The sequence below is a fragment of the Nostoc sp. genome (genome assembly GCF_036917515.1).
GTDB lineage: Bacteria > Cyanobacteriota > Cyanobacteriia > Cyanobacteriales > Nostocaceae > Nostoc.
Genome location: NZ_JBALDE010000138.1, coordinates 1 through 13,957 on the forward strand (window position 1 = coordinate 1; position 13,957 = coordinate 13,957).

22 protein-coding genes and 2 pseudogenes are annotated in these 13,957 nt (G+C 41.0%); 1 reads left to right on the top strand and 23 read right to left on the bottom strand.

All coding sequences use genetic code 11. The features are described from left to right. Positions 1-81 precede the first annotated feature (81 nt). The 5 genes from V7K89_RS18200 to V7K89_RS18220 all read right to left on the bottom strand — a co-directional run bounded on the left by V7K89_RS18200 (position 82) and on the right by V7K89_RS18220 (position 3,925). A complete protein-coding gene (locus V7K89_RS18200; RefSeq protein WP_335189481.1) occupies positions 82-840 on the bottom strand; it encodes a trypsin-like peptidase domain-containing protein in 759 nt (252 codons plus the stop codon). 137 nt (positions 841-977) lie between these two features. Then, positions 978-1,442: an IS630 family transposase gene (locus V7K89_RS18205; RefSeq protein ID WP_335189483.1), complete on the bottom strand. Its 465-nt coding sequence runs from the start codon at positions 1,440-1,442 to the stop codon at positions 978-980. Between the two features lie 298 nt (positions 1,443-1,740). Continuing rightward, the gene (locus tag V7K89_RS18210) at positions 1,741-2,643 is read right to left on the bottom strand and encodes an ROK family protein (protein ID WP_335189485.1); all 903 of its coding nucleotides are present in this window, start codon (positions 2,641-2,643) and stop codon (positions 1,741-1,743) included. Between the two features lie 82 nt (positions 2,644-2,725). Further along, the gene (locus tag V7K89_RS18215) at positions 2,726-2,932 is read right to left on the bottom strand and encodes a hypothetical protein (RefSeq protein WP_335189518.1); all 207 of its coding nucleotides are present in this window, start codon (positions 2,930-2,932) and stop codon (positions 2,726-2,728) included. 99 nt (positions 2,933-3,031) lie between these two features. Beyond that, entirely contained in the window at positions 3,032-3,925 is an 894-nt protein-coding gene (locus tag V7K89_RS18220) for an ABC transporter permease (RefSeq protein ID WP_335189487.1), read from the bottom strand. Between the two features lie 349 nt (positions 3,926-4,274). Between V7K89_RS18220 and V7K89_RS35945 the strand changes: the two genes are divergently transcribed. Beyond that, positions 4,275-4,649: a DUF3011 domain-containing protein gene (locus tag V7K89_RS35945; protein WP_442941709.1), complete on the top strand. Its 375-nt coding sequence runs from the start codon at positions 4,275-4,277 to the stop codon at positions 4,647-4,649. 111 nt (positions 4,650-4,760) lie between these two features. Here the strand turns inward: V7K89_RS35945 and V7K89_RS18230 are convergent. From V7K89_RS18230 to V7K89_RS18310, 18 genes and pseudogenes are all read right to left on the bottom strand, one after another. Continuing rightward, positions 4,761-5,241: pseudogene (locus V7K89_RS18230) on the bottom strand (Uma2 family endonuclease); the annotation flags it as partial. A 237-nt stretch (positions 5,242-5,478) separates the two neighbouring features. Then, entirely contained in the window at positions 5,479-6,027 is a 549-nt protein-coding gene (locus V7K89_RS18235; RefSeq protein ID WP_335189491.1) for a (2Fe-2S) ferredoxin domain-containing protein, read from the bottom strand. A gap of 102 nt (positions 6,028-6,129) precedes the next feature. Then, positions 6,130-6,333, bottom strand: a complete 204-nt coding sequence (nifT, locus tag V7K89_RS18240) for a putative nitrogen fixation protein NifT (RefSeq protein ID WP_069070440.1) — start codon at positions 6,331-6,333, stop codon at positions 6,130-6,132. Then, positions 6,308-6,595, bottom strand: a complete 288-nt coding sequence (locus V7K89_RS18245; protein WP_335189493.1) for a nitrogen fixation protein NifZ — start codon at positions 6,593-6,595, stop codon at positions 6,308-6,310. The genes nifT and V7K89_RS18245 overlap by 26 nt, the downstream gene beginning before the upstream one ends. Continuing rightward, a complete protein-coding gene (gene nifV, locus V7K89_RS18250) occupies positions 6,582-7,715 on the bottom strand; it encodes a homocitrate synthase (protein ID WP_335189495.1) in 1,134 nt (377 codons plus the stop codon). The genes V7K89_RS18245 and nifV overlap by 14 nt, the downstream gene beginning before the upstream one ends. Positions 7,716-8,087: 372 nt before the next feature. Further along, positions 8,088-8,285, bottom strand: coding sequence for a DUF2949 domain-containing protein (locus V7K89_RS18255; protein ID WP_335189497.1), 198 nt, complete (start codon positions 8,283-8,285; stop codon positions 8,088-8,090). Positions 8,286-8,587: 302 nt separating this feature from the next. After that, positions 8,588-8,818: an Asr1405/Asl0597 family protein gene (locus V7K89_RS18260; protein ID WP_335189499.1), complete on the bottom strand. Its 231-nt coding sequence runs from the start codon at positions 8,816-8,818 to the stop codon at positions 8,588-8,590. Positions 8,819-8,863: 45 nt separating this feature from the next. After that, a complete protein-coding gene (gene cysE, locus V7K89_RS18265; RefSeq protein ID WP_335189502.1) occupies positions 8,864-9,604 on the bottom strand; it encodes a serine O-acetyltransferase in 741 nt (246 codons plus the stop codon). 675 nt (positions 9,605-10,279) lie between these two features. Then, entirely contained in the window at positions 10,280-10,444 is a 165-nt protein-coding gene (locus tag V7K89_RS18270) for a hypothetical protein (RefSeq protein ID WP_335189504.1), read from the bottom strand. Positions 10,445-10,486: 42 nt separating this feature from the next. Beyond that, the gene (locus tag V7K89_RS18275) at positions 10,487-10,963 is read right to left on the bottom strand and encodes a hypothetical protein (protein WP_335189506.1); all 477 of its coding nucleotides are present in this window, start codon (positions 10,961-10,963) and stop codon (positions 10,487-10,489) included. 90 nt (positions 10,964-11,053) lie between these two features. Beyond that, a complete protein-coding gene (locus tag V7K89_RS18280; RefSeq protein ID WP_335189508.1) occupies positions 11,054-11,497 on the bottom strand; it encodes an HNH endonuclease in 444 nt (147 codons plus the stop codon). Between the two features lie 9 nt (positions 11,498-11,506). Then, a complete protein-coding gene (locus V7K89_RS18285; RefSeq protein WP_335189510.1) occupies positions 11,507-11,761 on the bottom strand; it encodes a hypothetical protein in 255 nt (84 codons plus the stop codon). Between the two features lie 25 nt (positions 11,762-11,786). Beyond that, positions 11,787-12,011, bottom strand: coding sequence for a type II toxin-antitoxin system HicB family antitoxin (locus tag V7K89_RS18290; protein WP_335189512.1), 225 nt, complete (start codon positions 12,009-12,011; stop codon positions 11,787-11,789). A gap of 277 nt (positions 12,012-12,288) precedes the next feature. Beyond that, positions 12,289-12,513 carry a type II toxin-antitoxin system HicB family antitoxin gene (locus tag V7K89_RS18295; protein WP_335189514.1) on the bottom strand — a complete coding sequence of 75 codons (225 nt, stop codon included), beginning with the start codon at positions 12,511-12,513 and terminating at the stop codon, positions 12,289-12,291. Then, positions 12,510-12,733 (bottom strand): annotated as a pseudogene (locus V7K89_RS18300) (type II toxin-antitoxin system HicA family toxin). The gene V7K89_RS18295 and the pseudogene V7K89_RS18300 overlap by 4 nt, the downstream one beginning before the upstream one ends. 23 nt (positions 12,734-12,756) lie before the next feature. After that, positions 12,757-13,005, bottom strand: a complete 249-nt coding sequence (locus tag V7K89_RS18305; RefSeq protein ID WP_335189516.1) for a DUF6887 family protein — start codon at positions 13,003-13,005, stop codon at positions 12,757-12,759. Continuing rightward, on the bottom strand, positions 13,006-13,131 hold the full coding sequence (locus V7K89_RS35950; RefSeq protein ID WP_442941710.1) for a DUF6888 family protein: 126 nt from the start codon (positions 13,129-13,131) through the stop codon (positions 13,006-13,008). It lies immediately after the preceding gene. Positions 13,132-13,260: 129 nt separating this feature from the next. Further along, positions 13,261-13,857 (bottom strand): HEAT repeat domain-containing protein, encoded by a 597-nt coding sequence (locus V7K89_RS18310; protein WP_335189520.1) that lies wholly within the window; start codon positions 13,855-13,857, stop codon positions 13,261-13,263. Between the last annotated feature and the right edge of the window lie 100 nt (positions 13,858-13,957).

The following is a 13,957-nucleotide window of genomic DNA, read 5'->3' on the forward strand; positions in this document are numbered from 1 at the left end:
ATGCTGAAGTATTCAATTCGATTATTACTTCATTACTTGAAGTACGGGAAAATACCCGTGTTAACCTGATTCATCCCGCACTTATGCAACGCCGATATTTCTTGATAATAAAGGCAACCATTTCCATTTCTGCCCAGGTTCGCCATCAAGTTGAACCACGGTATAATCTAGATCCTGATTGGTGTGGAATAGTCCACTAGGCTTTGCGTGATATTCTTGACTAGGCTGAGAATGTCCCCGAAAATCATCTTCGTAGTTAAAGCGAAATATGGAATTTAATAATAAATCTGAACTTGGCAAAACGTGATTATTCGTAAGCAATAAATCTTCAGCTACTAAAAAGCCCGTCCCTGACCAGCGCTCATAACCAGACTGGACTCCAATATAAGCAACCGATCGCGCTACCTCTAGTCCTCGTTGTAAAAAGGCAATGGGGCGTAGCGTATTCTCGCCAATAATCTTTTCTAGAACATCTGCTGTCGTTTCTTTGCCTTTCCACTGACCAACATCAGGGAGTGCGGCGATCGGTGTCATCATGTCATACTTTATTAACAACCTATCCAGGATTTCTTGCTGCTGAACCCCTACAAAGCCCTTGAGAGTGTTGAGAAATAGCCCTACTGCCTCATGATTATAGGTCAAACGCCCATACTTTGATAGATAGCTAACAATTTCACTAACTGCTACAAAGGAAGTACCCGACAGATCCATCATGGGTGCTAACTGCTTTAGACCAGACAATTCCAGGATTTGTAGACGCGATCGCTCTGTTGCTAATTCTGGTAGATCCTTAAGCAAGGTAATTAGTTGTTTGCGATCATCGATATCTAAGTTGATCATGGGGCTAGCCAAATACGTGGAAATGTCGTGCTTATCTTTAAATAGCGATGCGCTAAGTACGCATCACTATAAAAGGGGTACAGAAATCATGCAGCGATAGGTGGGTTGGTACAGGCATCTGTTTGAGGATGTTCAACCTAGCATTTCGCTATCACTTGAAGTACAGATTTACTGCTCCAATTAAAAGGATGTGCCACGAGGTTCCACTCAGCAATGAATGCACTCATGCGATCGCCTAATTCCTTTTTATCAGTAAAATCCGCAATTCGTAAACGTTTACGTTGCAAAATACTAAACCATTGTTCCACTTGATTCATCCACGAACAGTAAACAGGAGGATGATGAAAGACAAAACGTGGATGTTTAAGCAACCATGCTTGTACCTTTTTACCCTTGTGTACACTCAAATTATCTAGTATCAAGTGAATTGTTGTAATTGATTGAGGAATACTTTTGTCTAGGTATTCTAGGAAAGCAATAAACTCTTCTTGACATTTACGCTCATAAGTCCGACCCCATACTTTTTCTATACGAGTATCAAAAGCGGCGAATAAATTGAGTGCCCCCTTGCGTTCATATTCATGCTCGACCCTTACAGGCAATTTCGATTGTTTAATAGATTTTGTTGCTCACAACTCAGTTCAATTTGGATACTGGAGATGCGTCCTTGCATATCTGATTTTCGGCGTTGCTGAATCAGAGTATGAATTGACATTTTTGATATATATAACTAAACAACGATTCCTTGCGCCTTTGCATCTTTGCGTGAGACTAATTCATACTTCCAATCAGCAACGCCAACCCTTTTTCCTCCTGCCTTATCCCAACGACAAATATTTACGCCCACCTACTTAATTCGTAAAGATTAATGTCTCTAGCTGGAATTGTTTAAACCATAATCTAAAATCCTGAATAGCATTGCCATGCCAACTTTGCTGCACCTACTATCCCTGCAAAATTGCCCAACTCGGCTGGCAATATCTGTAAACCTTTTCGTGATAAAGGCTGTACTCGCTTCTCAATTTCTGCCTTCACACTTGGTAAGAAAAACTCAAAGCTGCCACTGATACCGCCACCAATCACGATCGCTTGCGGTGTGAGTACATAAATCAAACTCGTTAAACCAATTCCCAAATTAATACCATATTCTTGCCAAAAAGTCAATGCTGCGGCATCTCCTTGTTGGGCAAGAAAACCCAATTCAATGGGTTCCTTGAGAGTGCGGCGGCGAATTGCAGTCGCACAGGCATATTGTTCCAAAGAGCCTCGATTGCCACTATTACAAATTGGGCCATCAGGATTTAATGAAATTAAACCCAATTCTCCAGCGGCTCCTTGATGTCCAATAAATAGTTTGCCATCAAGGATAATTGCGCCACCAACCCCAGTACCTAAAGTTAGCAGAATCAGATTTTGAAAGTGGCGACCGGCTCCCAGCCAAGCTTCTCCCAAAAGAGCGCAATTAGCATCATTAGCGATCGCAGTCGGTTTGCCAGTTTTAGCTTCTAACCAGTCTGCTAAAGGCACATCGATCCATCCAGGTAAGTTAATAGCGATTTTGGCAATGCGTCCTGCAGCATCGGATGGGCCAGGAGTACCAACACCAATAGCAACAGCTTGATTATCTGGATCGATTTGAGCGATCGCATTTTTTAGCACCGCCAACACTGCTTCCGGTGTTGTTGGTTGGGGAGCTGCCATAGTCATAGATTGCAGACAAGTACCATCAGCGGCAAAACGCCCCAGCTTAATTGCTGTTCCCCCGACATCAATGCCAATTACTTGAATTTTGTCATTTGTCATTTGTCATTTGTCATTTGTCGTTGGGCATTAGTAATTGGTGAACAGCTATTCCCTATTCCCTATTATTGGGCGCGAGTCGTTTTCAACCCCGATCTGTTCGCATGTCTTTGCTTGGGAGAAGACGCGCAGCTTTCAACTCTGATTTTTGTAAATTAGCAAAAGTCGTGCTGCGGAAACTCGATTGCTCTTGCCAAGCTATAATTGGCGCACCTCTTAAGATACCAGCAAGAGCAATGGAAAGGATAAACCCGCCAGTAGCGGCAGCAATTAACGTTAGATTATCTTTCATATAAATCTCTGTATTGTTATTTGTCATTAGTCATTTGTCCTTTGTCTAAAACTAATGACCATTGTACAGACGCGATTAATCGCGTCTGACCAATGATTACTATCGGATTCTATTTTCTCTCCGTAAACGGGGATTGACAAATTCATTTAACCCCTCACCAAGTAGTGATAACCCTACCACCATAAATGTCATCGTTAAGCCAGGGAAAAGCGTAGTCCACCAAATGCCAGTAGGTAAAGCTTCTAAGGCTTGTTTTAAATCATGTCCCCATTCTGCCACTTCTTCGGGAAGTCCTAGCCCCAAAAAGCCTAAACCGCCCAATACCAAAATCGCATCAGCGGCATTGAGTGTAAATAGGACGGGTACACTTTGAATGACGTTGAAAAATAAATAACGAGAAAGCACAACCCAAGTGGAAGCACCCATTGCTTGAGCAGCTTCGATGAACACTTCGGTTTTAACGCTGACGGTGTGGTTGCGAACAACCCGGTAATATTGGGGGATGTAGGCAATGCTAATAGCGATCGCTGCATTTAATATCCCACGCCCCACCACAAACGCCAGTGTCACAGATAGCAGTAGCCCCGGTAGAGTGTAGATGCTATCCATAATAAATAGCAACACTTTATCCAATTTACCGCCGATATACCCACTAAGCATCCCCAAAGGCACACCGATAATCATACTCAGCGCTGTTGCCAAAATCACCACCTGCAAAGCAGCTTGAGCGCCAAACAATGTTCGGGAGAACACATCATAACCCAGGCGACTAGTACCAAACCAATGTTTAGCTGAGGGTGACTCATGAATTGGATTAGAGAGAAAATCTTTAGGGTTTTGCAGCCATCCCCAAGCCTGCAATACGGGAGCGAAGAAGGCCAGGAAGATGAAAAATAGGGTAATCCCTAACCCGATGAACATGAGTTTTTGGGAAAGATTAAGACTTTTGCCAAACTGTAAAAATGTCGGTAGCCGCCGTTTTGTAATGGCCATAAAGCGATCGCCTGCATCAAGCAAGATACGCTGACCATTTTACATATTAGATTGGGGATTGCGTAAACATCCTTAATAAAAGTCCGACTACCTGACGCTGGATACAGAGCTAGACTGAGTTAGAGGTGAAATTATGCCTTATTTTTGCCAAAGCTTTTAACTACGATTTACTTATAAATCCTGATGAAACACCCAATATCGATTAGATAACAACATGAATGCATCCTTCTATTAGCATCTTGACAGCGTTGGCGAAGCCTTGCCGAAGGCATCGCCCGTTGCAATTTGCTAGAATTACTATAGTTTTTGTTTCTGAAATCTGGAATAAATCTAGCATTTTATTATGATTATGCGCCTTCCCACAATTGCTGCGACCTTTCTGGTTGCTAGTCTTAGTATCGGTACACTTTTGAGTATTGCTGCCCCAGCTTTGGCTCAAGAGATAATAACTTGTTCAAGCCAAAATAATCGAAGGAATACTTGTTCGGTAAATACAAGAGGTAGAGTGAGGCTTGTCAGGCAACTGTCTAACACCAGTTGTAGAGGAAATTGGGGCTATCGGAGAAATCGTATTTGGGTGAAAAATGGTTGCCGAGCTGAGTTTTCAGTTGGCGATCGCAGAAACGACAGATATGACAGATATGACAGAAACGACAGATATGACAGATATGACAGAAACGACAGATATGACAGAGATAATAGAAACGACAGATATGACAGGTAGGAGACTAGGTATTGCATCAATAGAGATAGTTAAGCACAATAGGCTACAAGCACAGAACATGCTTTAAATAGCCAACCTCAACTGCTGAGGTAACTGCTGTTCAATTAATTAAATTAACTTGCGGCGATAACCAAATTTAACTTGCAAAGTTTGATTGGGTTCGCTGTAGCACTCCAGATAATTATCTACTAAATTAAATATCCAATAATCAGAGATATTTGCTTCTGCATAAATAAGTAGCTTTTCTTCTTGGTCATATTTTAAGGATGAATCAGCAATCTCAATGTAAGAGTAAAATATCAGGTGGGCTGGGATGATTCGCTAAATAATCATCATCTCTATTTTTTGCAATTACTCTATCTAGTTCAGGTTCACTGTTGTCAGACAAAGTAATTGGTTGTTGTCCTCGCAGGGTTGCGCGCTCGCCTACTAGTTTATATAATTCTCATTCTAGGCGTGTTTCACAAACAGAGTGCAGTGTACCTTTTACTGCCATCTGGATTATTTCACCCTTAATTAGCTCAACTCGGTCATTCTCCTCAAAGAAGCCAAGTTCAGCTATAGTAAAGCGTTTAGCAGTAATAAGGCTTATAACAACTACGAAAATGCAGAGTTATTTTTATCTTAATATAGCTCTAGCTGATTAAAGTTATGTGGTAAAGGATGGTGAGGTGTTTGGGTCTTCTTCTCTATCAAATTCTGTAGCTAGTTAATAACTTAGCTGATCGCAGTTTGACAAAGGTGCTATAGAGACGATACTTACAATAAATAGGGATAAAATTTTTACCCCTACAAAGTAGTGTATTATTTTAAGAAAAGCTAGAGAAGGTTATTGTTCTGAAGTTAAGTGACTTTCTAGCAAAGATGCGATCGCTTCCGGATGAATATTCTTGTATTTCTTGTTACCAAGCTGTAAAACACAGTTGGGAGCGCTGCCACAGCATTTTTGGCAACTAGTATGTTCAATGTTAACTTTGTCTAACAAACCGCGATCGCACAAAGTTTTTTCTAATTCTGATAATAAACTTTTACCACCACGTTTGAGGCAACCGCCCTTTTGACACACCATAATTTTAGCTTTGGGTTGGAGTGGCAATTTTTGAATTGGACACGCATCAATTGGTGTCACCCGATAGGCTTTAATTTTTATTTTACTTGTGCGCGAGTCTACCTTACTATGACCACAAACACGAACTTGCTGACCTGGAACTAAGGATGAACTTAGAGAACGGCGCAACTCTTTAGGCAGTTTGATTTCCACATTTCCAGATGGAACTGCTAATTGCAAATATTTATATTTTCCTGGTTCACCACCAACAAAACCTAGTAACTGTCCTTCAAGGTTCAATTCTGATAATGTCAAATACTTGTTACCCATGATTGATAAAAAGTTAGGAGTAGGGAGTTAAAAGCGAGGAGTTAGGAGTGAGGAGTTAAAAGTTAAAATTTATAACTCATAACTCTTAACTCCTAACTATTTTTAAGCGAGGCGTTTAGCTTCTACTGTTTGAGGTAAATTTGCTGTGTCTGGCAATTCACGAAATTCTAATTCCCAACCATTTGCTAAGGTGAGAATCTTGCCATCATTTCCATCGGTTTGTTTGACGACTTCTTCTTCTAGGTCTTTTTTCGCAACGTAAACTACTAAAGTGCCGGCGTCATTCATGCGTAGCATTACTTTCATGAGATTCCTCAACAGATTCTAGTTCTTTTTTCATACAGCCAACGACAAACCCTGTTTCTAAGAAATGCACAGCATATATATAGGAAGTCTGCAAATATGTGCCTATACTCGCTACGTAGCCGATATCTCCTTTATTCACTAAAACTTGCCCAACTTCTTTGCCAGGAAAGGTACCATCGTTTTTGAGCAGTTTCCGAACTCTGACTTTTTCACCAATTTCAAAAGCAGGTGGCAAGTTTAGTTCTAATTCATCGCGTTGCATGAGAGTACCTCTGTTCTCTGACCAAATTCAGTAATTCTTCTGTCGTCAAACTGCGTTTTTTCTGTACCGATTGATGGCGCACTGCGTCTAAAACTGATTGGGTTTCTTGGGAGTTCAAGAAAATTCCATGCTGTTCTAGCAAGTTAGCAACTAAATGCCGTCCAGAATGTTTACCTACAACTAAACGTCGTTCCCAACCCACCTCTTCGGGAGCAAATGGTTCGTAGGTAGTGGGATTTTGCAATACCCCGTGAGCATGGATGCCAGATTCGTGAGCAAAGGTATTTTCGCCAACGATCGCTTTCCAAGGTGGTAAATCTGTACCGGATGCGGTTGCAACTAGTTGAGACAGTTCCAGCAAACTGGGAGTGTCAATGCCCAAATCAACGCCGTAGATGCGTTTGATCGCCATGACAACTTCTTCTAATGCGGCATTTCCCGCCCTTTCACCCAATCCGTTAACTGTGGTACTCACTGATGAGGCTCCAGCTTTGATACCCGCAAGGGCGTTGGCAGTTGCCAGACCAAAATCATTATGCGTGTGGATTTCTAAGGGAATCGTCAACGCTGAAACCAATCGTTGGACTTTGGTGTAGGTGGTGAAGGGGTCGAGAACTCCTACAGTGTCGCAGAAGCGGAACCGGGATGCACCCCATTCTTGGGCATAAAGTGCTACATCTAAGAGGAAATTATCATCAGCCCTAGAAGAATCTTCGCCGCCGACTGCTACCCAAAGACCTTGATCGAGAGCAAAGTTAATTGAGTCTTTGAGTTTTTGTAAACTTACTCGCCACTGACCGTGAAACTTAGCAGCAATTTGGATACCAGAGACGGGAATAGCAATATGCACCCTGTCCAAACCACAGGCAATGGAAGCCTTGATATCTGAAATCACAGCACGATTCCAGCCCAAGAGTTTTGCTTGTAAACCCAAGTGAGAGATTGCGGCGATCGCCCGCGTTTCTTCGTCACCCATTGCCGGTATACCCACTTCTAATTCCGGTATACCAATGGCATCGAGAAACTTAGCGATCGCTACTTTTTCTTGTAGAGTAAAGGCAACACCTGCTGCTTGTTCGCCATCACGTAATGTAGTGTCATTAATTATGATTTGATTCATTGCAAATATCCCTCTCTTGGAAGTATTCTTAATATCCTTTCCCTCTACAATCCCCAGCGATGGCAAATGCTAAAAATATCACAATTCATAATGTAGGATACATGATCCTTAATTATTGCCCTATTAGTAGCATTACATCTGTATGGCAGGGAACTAAAACAATGTATAATTTGCTAATCGTTTTTACCGATGTCATTTGAAATGTCTTCGATTAGCAATGAGCTAATATAACTATTAGCAAATCCAGAACAAAGTAATACACAGAATCCAGCAATTAAGGATGTAATCATCTTCGTAACCTCATCTTTTCTAGTGCATTTTGGTGTAATTTAGGCAGGTGATGGTACTACAAAGCTAAGGGGTACAAATTCGCTAACTTTGGTCTGCTAGCCAATCAAAAATTTTTCCTAGCTGCTCCAAATCAACGAAACCATACTGCCAGAGAAGCATTGGTAGTGGGCCATTTTCTGATTCACGGTGTCGCAGAGCTACAGCAATATCGGCATTTGAAAGTTCAAGTTCATTGTGCAAAAAAGTGAGGAGTTTTATATCTCTATTCCGAGTCGGCATAATCGAACTTTCAATTTCTTAATTTGGGAAAAGATTAAAAATCAGAGATTCCAATTTATATTTAGGAATTTCGCCTTTTTAATTGTTGCTATATGTCAGGGAAATTTTAGATTGAGTAGACCCAATAAAATCTAAACCCCGTCTAATTCATCTCAGTCTGCAACAAATTCTGCTAGCAGACAGTAGCTTCAAACTCTAAACCTATTTGAGCTTTGTGCATCAGTGAACAAAAAGGATGAAGTCCAGTACTTGCGTCATGAATTCAAGATTAAGCGTCTCTGAATTAGGTCTTTTTGAAATAATCATGACTCATCACTATAATGCCAGCAACGCTCTAGCCACTCTAATAATTCGTGACGAGAAGCAAGAAACTGCATAACTGTACTGCGAATCAGAATCGCTTCTAGCAAATTGTTCACTTGCACTCGCAAAGAACCATCGGGGAGACAAGAGCTATTAATTTTTAACTCTTGCAAGCGGTGATAGATTCGCCAGCGATCGCTCAAAGGAATCTGCAAAACGTGATTTGTCATTTGTCCTTTGTCCTTTGTCAGTTGTCATTTGTCCTTTGCGAATGACTAATGACTCTTAACGCCTAAAGTTTGCAGTCGTTTTTCGAGTTGCTCGATGCGTGAGAGCAAAGAACGAATCACGGTTGCTTCCATATCAGGTAGCTTTCCATGTTCTAAAGGAGAAAGGCTAGCGCTTTCGTTACGAGAAATAATTCGACCGGGAACTCCTACAACTGTGCAGTCGTTAGGGATATTCTGCAAGACAATGGAACCTGCACCAATACGGACGCGATCGCCAATTTGCAGATTACCCAAAACTTTCGCACCCGCCCCAATCACTGCATTTTTCCCCACTGTGGGATGACGCTTACCTGTTTCTTTACCAGTTCCGCCAAGGGTGACATCCTGATAAATCAGTGTATAGTCGCCGACGATCGCAGTTTCGCCAATCACAACACCCATTCCGTGGTCGATAAACACGCCTTGACCAATCTCTGCACCTGGGTGAATTTCAATTCCGGTCAAAAATCGCCCCAAATGAGAAATTAAACGGGGGATAAAACCGACTCTTCGACTATGTAACCAGTGAGCAAGACGATGCAAACATAGCGCGTGCAATCCAGGGTAGCAAAACACTACTTCTAGCCAATTCCTTGCTGCGGGATCGCGCTCAAAAATAATGCGAAAATCACTCAATAATGGCTCAAAAAAAACGCCAGAGAGGAGATTTTTCAGCTTGGATGTATGGGCATAATCCTGTGTTTTGGTAGTCTGGGTATCGCTAATACTGTCTAAAGACTGTTGCATCGGTAATGTCTATTTAGTAGAAAGAGTCATCTGCTTTTTTATGCTTATATCAGGTGACATCCAACTCGATAGAAAACCTAATACTGATTGGATTTATTGGATTGATTAAGGTTGTACTCAAACGCCAAAACCCCGACTTAACATAAAGTTAAAATCTATCTGGGGGTAGGGGTGCTAGTATTTAACGATGGGGGTTCTAGTATTTTTGGGGCGGGGGTTAAGAATTTCTGTTCTCGCTACAAGAAACTTTATCCGTAAGCCTTTGCTAAGATTTCGTCGACATATTTTGCAACATATTAAGCTGTACTCAGATGCACTCAAATATGATTTAGATGAAGCTACAAATGCATTTTTTGTATATGCTACTACTATTAGTATCCTATTATTTGGTTAGACGAAACACAGGTTTCTTTATTTTCTTTTAGGATTTGCTGTCTGTATGTATGTATACGTTTCAAAATATAGTTATCGCTTATTGTGACTGTTTTCTTATTATATAGATGTGTGGGAATAGTGATCGCAAAATCTTAGAGCGGCATAATAGGTAGATATTCTCATCGCTGTAAGTTAGTACAGCTATGCTACCCTAACCACGGAACCAGTAGAAGTGGATTCATCCAGTTCAAATACTCGTTGACGGAGATAAAAGGTGGATTCATCCACCTCAAATACTCGTCAACGGAGATAAAAGGTGGATTCATCCACCTCAAATACTCGACAACGGAGATAAAAGGTGGATTCATCCACCTCAAATACTCGACGACGGAGATAAAAGGTGGATTCATCCACCTCAAATACTCGACGACGGAGATAAAAGGTGGATAAACAAAATAGGGGCATACATTTGTACGCCCCTATAGTTCGCCAATGAGTATTAAATTATCAAGAGACGGGAGTTTTAGCAGATTTGCCCTTACCAATAGCTTTAAAACGTTCGCCCAACTGTTCAGCAACAGTTTTTAAGCCTGGAGTCTTTTTCGATGCAGTCTTCACGTAATCATAAACTGTCAAACTGCTAGTCATCGCTTCACTACCGACAGCCATTAAGGTATCATCTACCTGTTCGGTGAGTTGCTGCATGGAGATTAAAAGTTCGGTAAGGGTAGCAGCTAATTGATAATCTTGAACAAGTTCTTCAACGTCAAAAGTGGCTGGAAGAATTTCGCGGTTAGACTGAGCAGCAGTGATGCTATTGTTTACAAAGGCTAGACTTTTATCGCCCATTTTTACCAACTTACGCCGTTCTTCAGTGCTGAGAGTAATCAGAAAGGGCAGCTTTTTTTGGACTGTCTGTAGTGCAGCTTTAATTTCTTGGATATCTTGTGGCGAAAGGGTAGCTGCAATATTTTGATAGGACATTATATATTTACCTTGGGAGTTCTAATGGTGAAGTAGCAATAGTTGCCAAGTATAGAATTCCCATTGGTGGGTGCGATCGCACATCATAACTCATTTATTTATCTGTTTTAGTGCCGATGCTGAGGGATACTGACCAGATGCGATTAAAGCTTGTCGTTCTAGAATTCTTTCATCGCCGTTAAAATCCAGGATACGTGCGGTAACTTCTCCAATTTCTGTTTGATATTGAATTACAGCCTCATCTAGTCGAAAATGCTCACCCCAAAAGTCTCTGCGTGGGTTAAAAAACCTCACAAGGTCGCCAGTTTGCCAATTAATTGAGCCTAAATCCGTCCCTTTTTGCAGGTTACAGAAAATACAGGCATAGCAGAGATTATCTGCTGTTGTAGCGCCGCCGTGTTTAACACTGATTATATGGTCAACTTGACAACCTGACGATCTATCTACTTCAGAGACGAGACAGTACTCGCAAATATGCTCGGCGCGATCGGCAACTAAGCGCCGCAGCTCTACATTAATATATGGACGAGACATATTGAATACTTATTGAGGGTTAACGTACTGACGAGCTTTTGCTTTTGCTAGTAGCATAATATGCTCTAGCGTGAGGAAATGATCTAACTCTCGCTGATCACTTCCTGTAAGCCCTTCAGTTTTTGCCCGATAAACGAGATCCTCCAAACGCTCTTTGGCTGCATCTGAGAGTTTAAAATCGATAACGCTTTGGGGAGTGGTTCCAGCAGCAATAAACTCTATAATTTCGTCGTAGACTTTGATAGTATTTACAGATGTGTTCATAAGCTACCCCTTTAATTTCTAAATTTTATGCAACTTCCAAAGACTTTCCTAACGTCTTAGGCTCTGGTAGAGTTTGACCATCAGCTAAAGATGACTCAATCAGCATTTCTAAAACTTCTTGAGTATTTTTAAAAGCTTCTTCGTAAGTCTCTCCGTGAGTGTGACAAAATTCTCCCCATTCAGGAAGACTGACAACAAAACATTCATCTTCATCAAACCACTGAATAATTATTGTGTAGCGATAATTCATTCTTTTTCTTCCTCTTGAGCATTTTTAATTTCTTCTAACCTTTGAAGTGTATTATTAACGTCTTTTTCTTGGTAGGCTTTGGCATCACTTCCGTCTTTACCTGATATAGTAACTCTCTCAGATAAAAGAGGATGATACCAATTAGTGTGGCTACCTTTACCACTACGGGAGGTAAACCCTGCTTATAGCAACAAGCTTTTGAGTTCTCTGATTTTCTTGGGCATAGCCTCTGTTTACATTTCCACTCCCGTGATTTACCAATACTCTCTTTGCTTATCTATGCAACTTCCAAAGATTTTCCTAGCGTTTTAGGCTCTGGTAGAGGTTCATCATCAGCTAAATATGTTTCAATCAGCATTTCTAAAACTTCCTGAGCATTTTTCAGAGCTTCTTCATAAGTCTCTCCGTGAGTGCAAGGCTGCATTATATTAGTAAAATCAGGCAGCAAAACCACATAACAATCGTCTTCTTCTGACCATTGAATCACGATTGTATATTTCATTCTTGTGTCTCCTCGTCTTCTTTAATTTTATTTAGTTCTTCTAGTGCTTCATTAACTTGCTTTTCTAAATAAGTTTGGCATCGCTACCATCTTTGCCAGCAATAATAATAGCTTTAGGCAATTGTGGATGCATCCATTTACTGTGGCTACCCTTTGCTGGTTTATAAATAAACTCTGCTTGCAATAACAAGCTTTTAAGTTCTCTAATTTCCTTGGGCATAACCTCAGCTTACATTTTTATTCTTAACTTTGAGAATCTTGCTTGCTTTTATTTGCTTGCTCAATACGTTGCTTAATTGCTTCTTCTGCAATGCGAATATTTTCTTCTATTGGCGTACCGTCTTCAGCTACCATTGGCCCGTACCATGTTGCTTCCGAGTCAGGAGGATTACGGCGACTAAATAAGACACGAATAGCCTCATCATCATCTCGTTGTGCAAGTATATAGGCTTTTAATTCTTTGTTAGTCATTGCTTCAAAGTTCGGTTTCATTCAAAAACCTCCAGAGTCCACTAGGGGGTATGATAATTTCAATATTCTCCCTGCCAAAATATACACATCTCTAGTTTGGATTTGAAAACGAAACAGGTGAATATCTTTGTAAGTATTAGATAACATTTGGCAGACTCGCACACAGGCTTGTGCTTGTTCATTGGTTGGGTTTATTGTCTGTTCCTCAATTGTGACATAGATAATAGTAAGCCTTTATTTTGCGGTTTCTACTGTGAATAGTAAATCAGCTTACATTTACCCTTCCAACTGCTTTAATTTCTTCTGAGCAAATTCCCGCACTTGCTCATCTGGGTCATTCTCTGTGCGATCGCGCAACAGTGGTAAACTCTGGGGATGCTGAGGAAATTGCTTGATAATTATCTCCAGTGCAATGCGCCGAGGATTAGTTTCATAATCTTCCTTTCGTTCAAAGGAATCATTAACAGCGCAGTTGTGGTAGATATCAAACAACTCAGGCTGATATTTAAAGTATTTACTTAATTGTTGGACTGCTGCACCTCGCACTTCCCACTTATCATCCTGGGTAGCGCGTTGTTTGAGCCAGGTTTTCGTGTCGGGGTCATCTTTGAAGTTCTGAGCTAATTCTTGAACTGCTGCACGTCGCACATTTTCGTGATTATCCTGGATAGCGCGTTCTTTAAGGATAGATTTGGTGTTGGGATCATCTTTGAAGTTCTGAGCTAATTCTTGGACTGCTGCACGTCGCACATTTTCGTGATTATCCTGGGTAGCGCGTTCTTTGAGGATGGATTTGATGTCGGGGTCATCTTTAAAATTCTGAGCTAATTCTCGGACTGCTGTACGTCGTACAAACCAGTCATTATGCTGGATAGCGCATTCTGGTGTTGCATAATAAAGGGATGAGGAGAGGGTTCATACTGTGCATTGTCCATACTGTAAGTCTACGGAGATTAGAAAAAATGGAAAAAGA

Coding starts and splice junctions, on each gene's coding strand:
- V7K89_RS18200 (WP_335189481.1), bottom strand. CDS start 840: ATGATCAACTTAGATATCGATGATCGCAAACAACTAATTACCTTGCTT.
- V7K89_RS18210 (WP_335189485.1), bottom strand. CDS start 2,643: ATGACAAATGACAAAATTCAAGTAATTGGCATTGATGTCGGGGGAACA.
- V7K89_RS18215 (WP_335189518.1), bottom strand. CDS start 2,932: ATGAAAGATAATCTAACGTTAATTGCTGCCGCTACTGGCGGGTTTATC.
- V7K89_RS18220 (WP_335189487.1), bottom strand. CDS start 3,925: ATGGCCATTACAAAACGGCGGCTACCGACATTTTTACAGTTTGGCAAA.
- V7K89_RS35945 (WP_442941709.1), top strand. CDS start 4,275: ATGCGCCTTCCCACAATTGCTGCGACCTTTCTGGTTGCTAGTCTTAGT.
- V7K89_RS18235 (WP_335189491.1), bottom strand. CDS start 6,027: ATGGGTAACAAGTATTTGACATTATCAGAATTGAACCTTGAAGGACAG.
- nifT (WP_069070440.1), bottom strand. CDS start 6,333: ATGAAAGTAATGCTACGCATGAATGACGCCGGCACTTTAGTAGTTTAC.
- V7K89_RS18245 (WP_335189493.1), bottom strand. CDS start 6,595: ATGCAACGCGATGAATTAGAACTAAACTTGCCACCTGCTTTTGAAATT.
- nifV (WP_335189495.1), bottom strand. CDS start 7,715: ATGAATCAAATCATAATTAATGACACTACATTACGTGATGGCGAACAA.
- V7K89_RS18255 (WP_335189497.1), bottom strand. CDS start 8,285: ATGCCGACTCGGAATAGAGATATAAAACTCCTCACTTTTTTGCACAAT.
- V7K89_RS18260 (WP_335189499.1), bottom strand. CDS start 8,818: ATGACAAATCACGTTTTGCAGATTCCTTTGAGCGATCGCTGGCGAATC.
- cysE (WP_335189502.1), bottom strand. CDS start 9,604: ATGCAACAGTCTTTAGACAGTATTAGCGATACCCAGACTACCAAAACA.
- V7K89_RS18270 (WP_335189504.1), bottom strand. CDS start 10,444: ATGCCCCTATTTTGTTTATCCACCTTTTATCTCCGTCGTCGAGTATTT.
- V7K89_RS18275 (WP_335189506.1), bottom strand. CDS start 10,963: ATGTCCTATCAAAATATTGCAGCTACCCTTTCGCCACAAGATATCCAA.
- V7K89_RS18280 (WP_335189508.1), bottom strand. CDS start 11,497: ATGTCTCGTCCATATATTAATGTAGAGCTGCGGCGCTTAGTTGCCGAT.
- V7K89_RS18285 (WP_335189510.1), bottom strand. CDS start 11,761: ATGAACACATCTGTAAATACTATCAAAGTCTACGACGAAATTATAGAG.
- V7K89_RS18290 (WP_335189512.1), bottom strand. CDS start 12,011: ATGAATTATCGCTACACAATAATTATTCAGTGGTTTGATGAAGATGAA.
- V7K89_RS18295 (WP_335189514.1), bottom strand. CDS start 12,513: ATGAAATATACAATCGTGATTCAATGGTCAGAAGAAGACGATTGTTAT.
- V7K89_RS18305 (WP_335189516.1), bottom strand. CDS start 13,005: ATGAAACCGAACTTTGAAGCAATGACTAACAAAGAATTAAAAGCCTAT.
- V7K89_RS35950 (WP_442941710.1), bottom strand. CDS start 13,131: ATGTTATCTAATACTTACAAAGATATTCACCTGTTTCGTTTTCAAATC.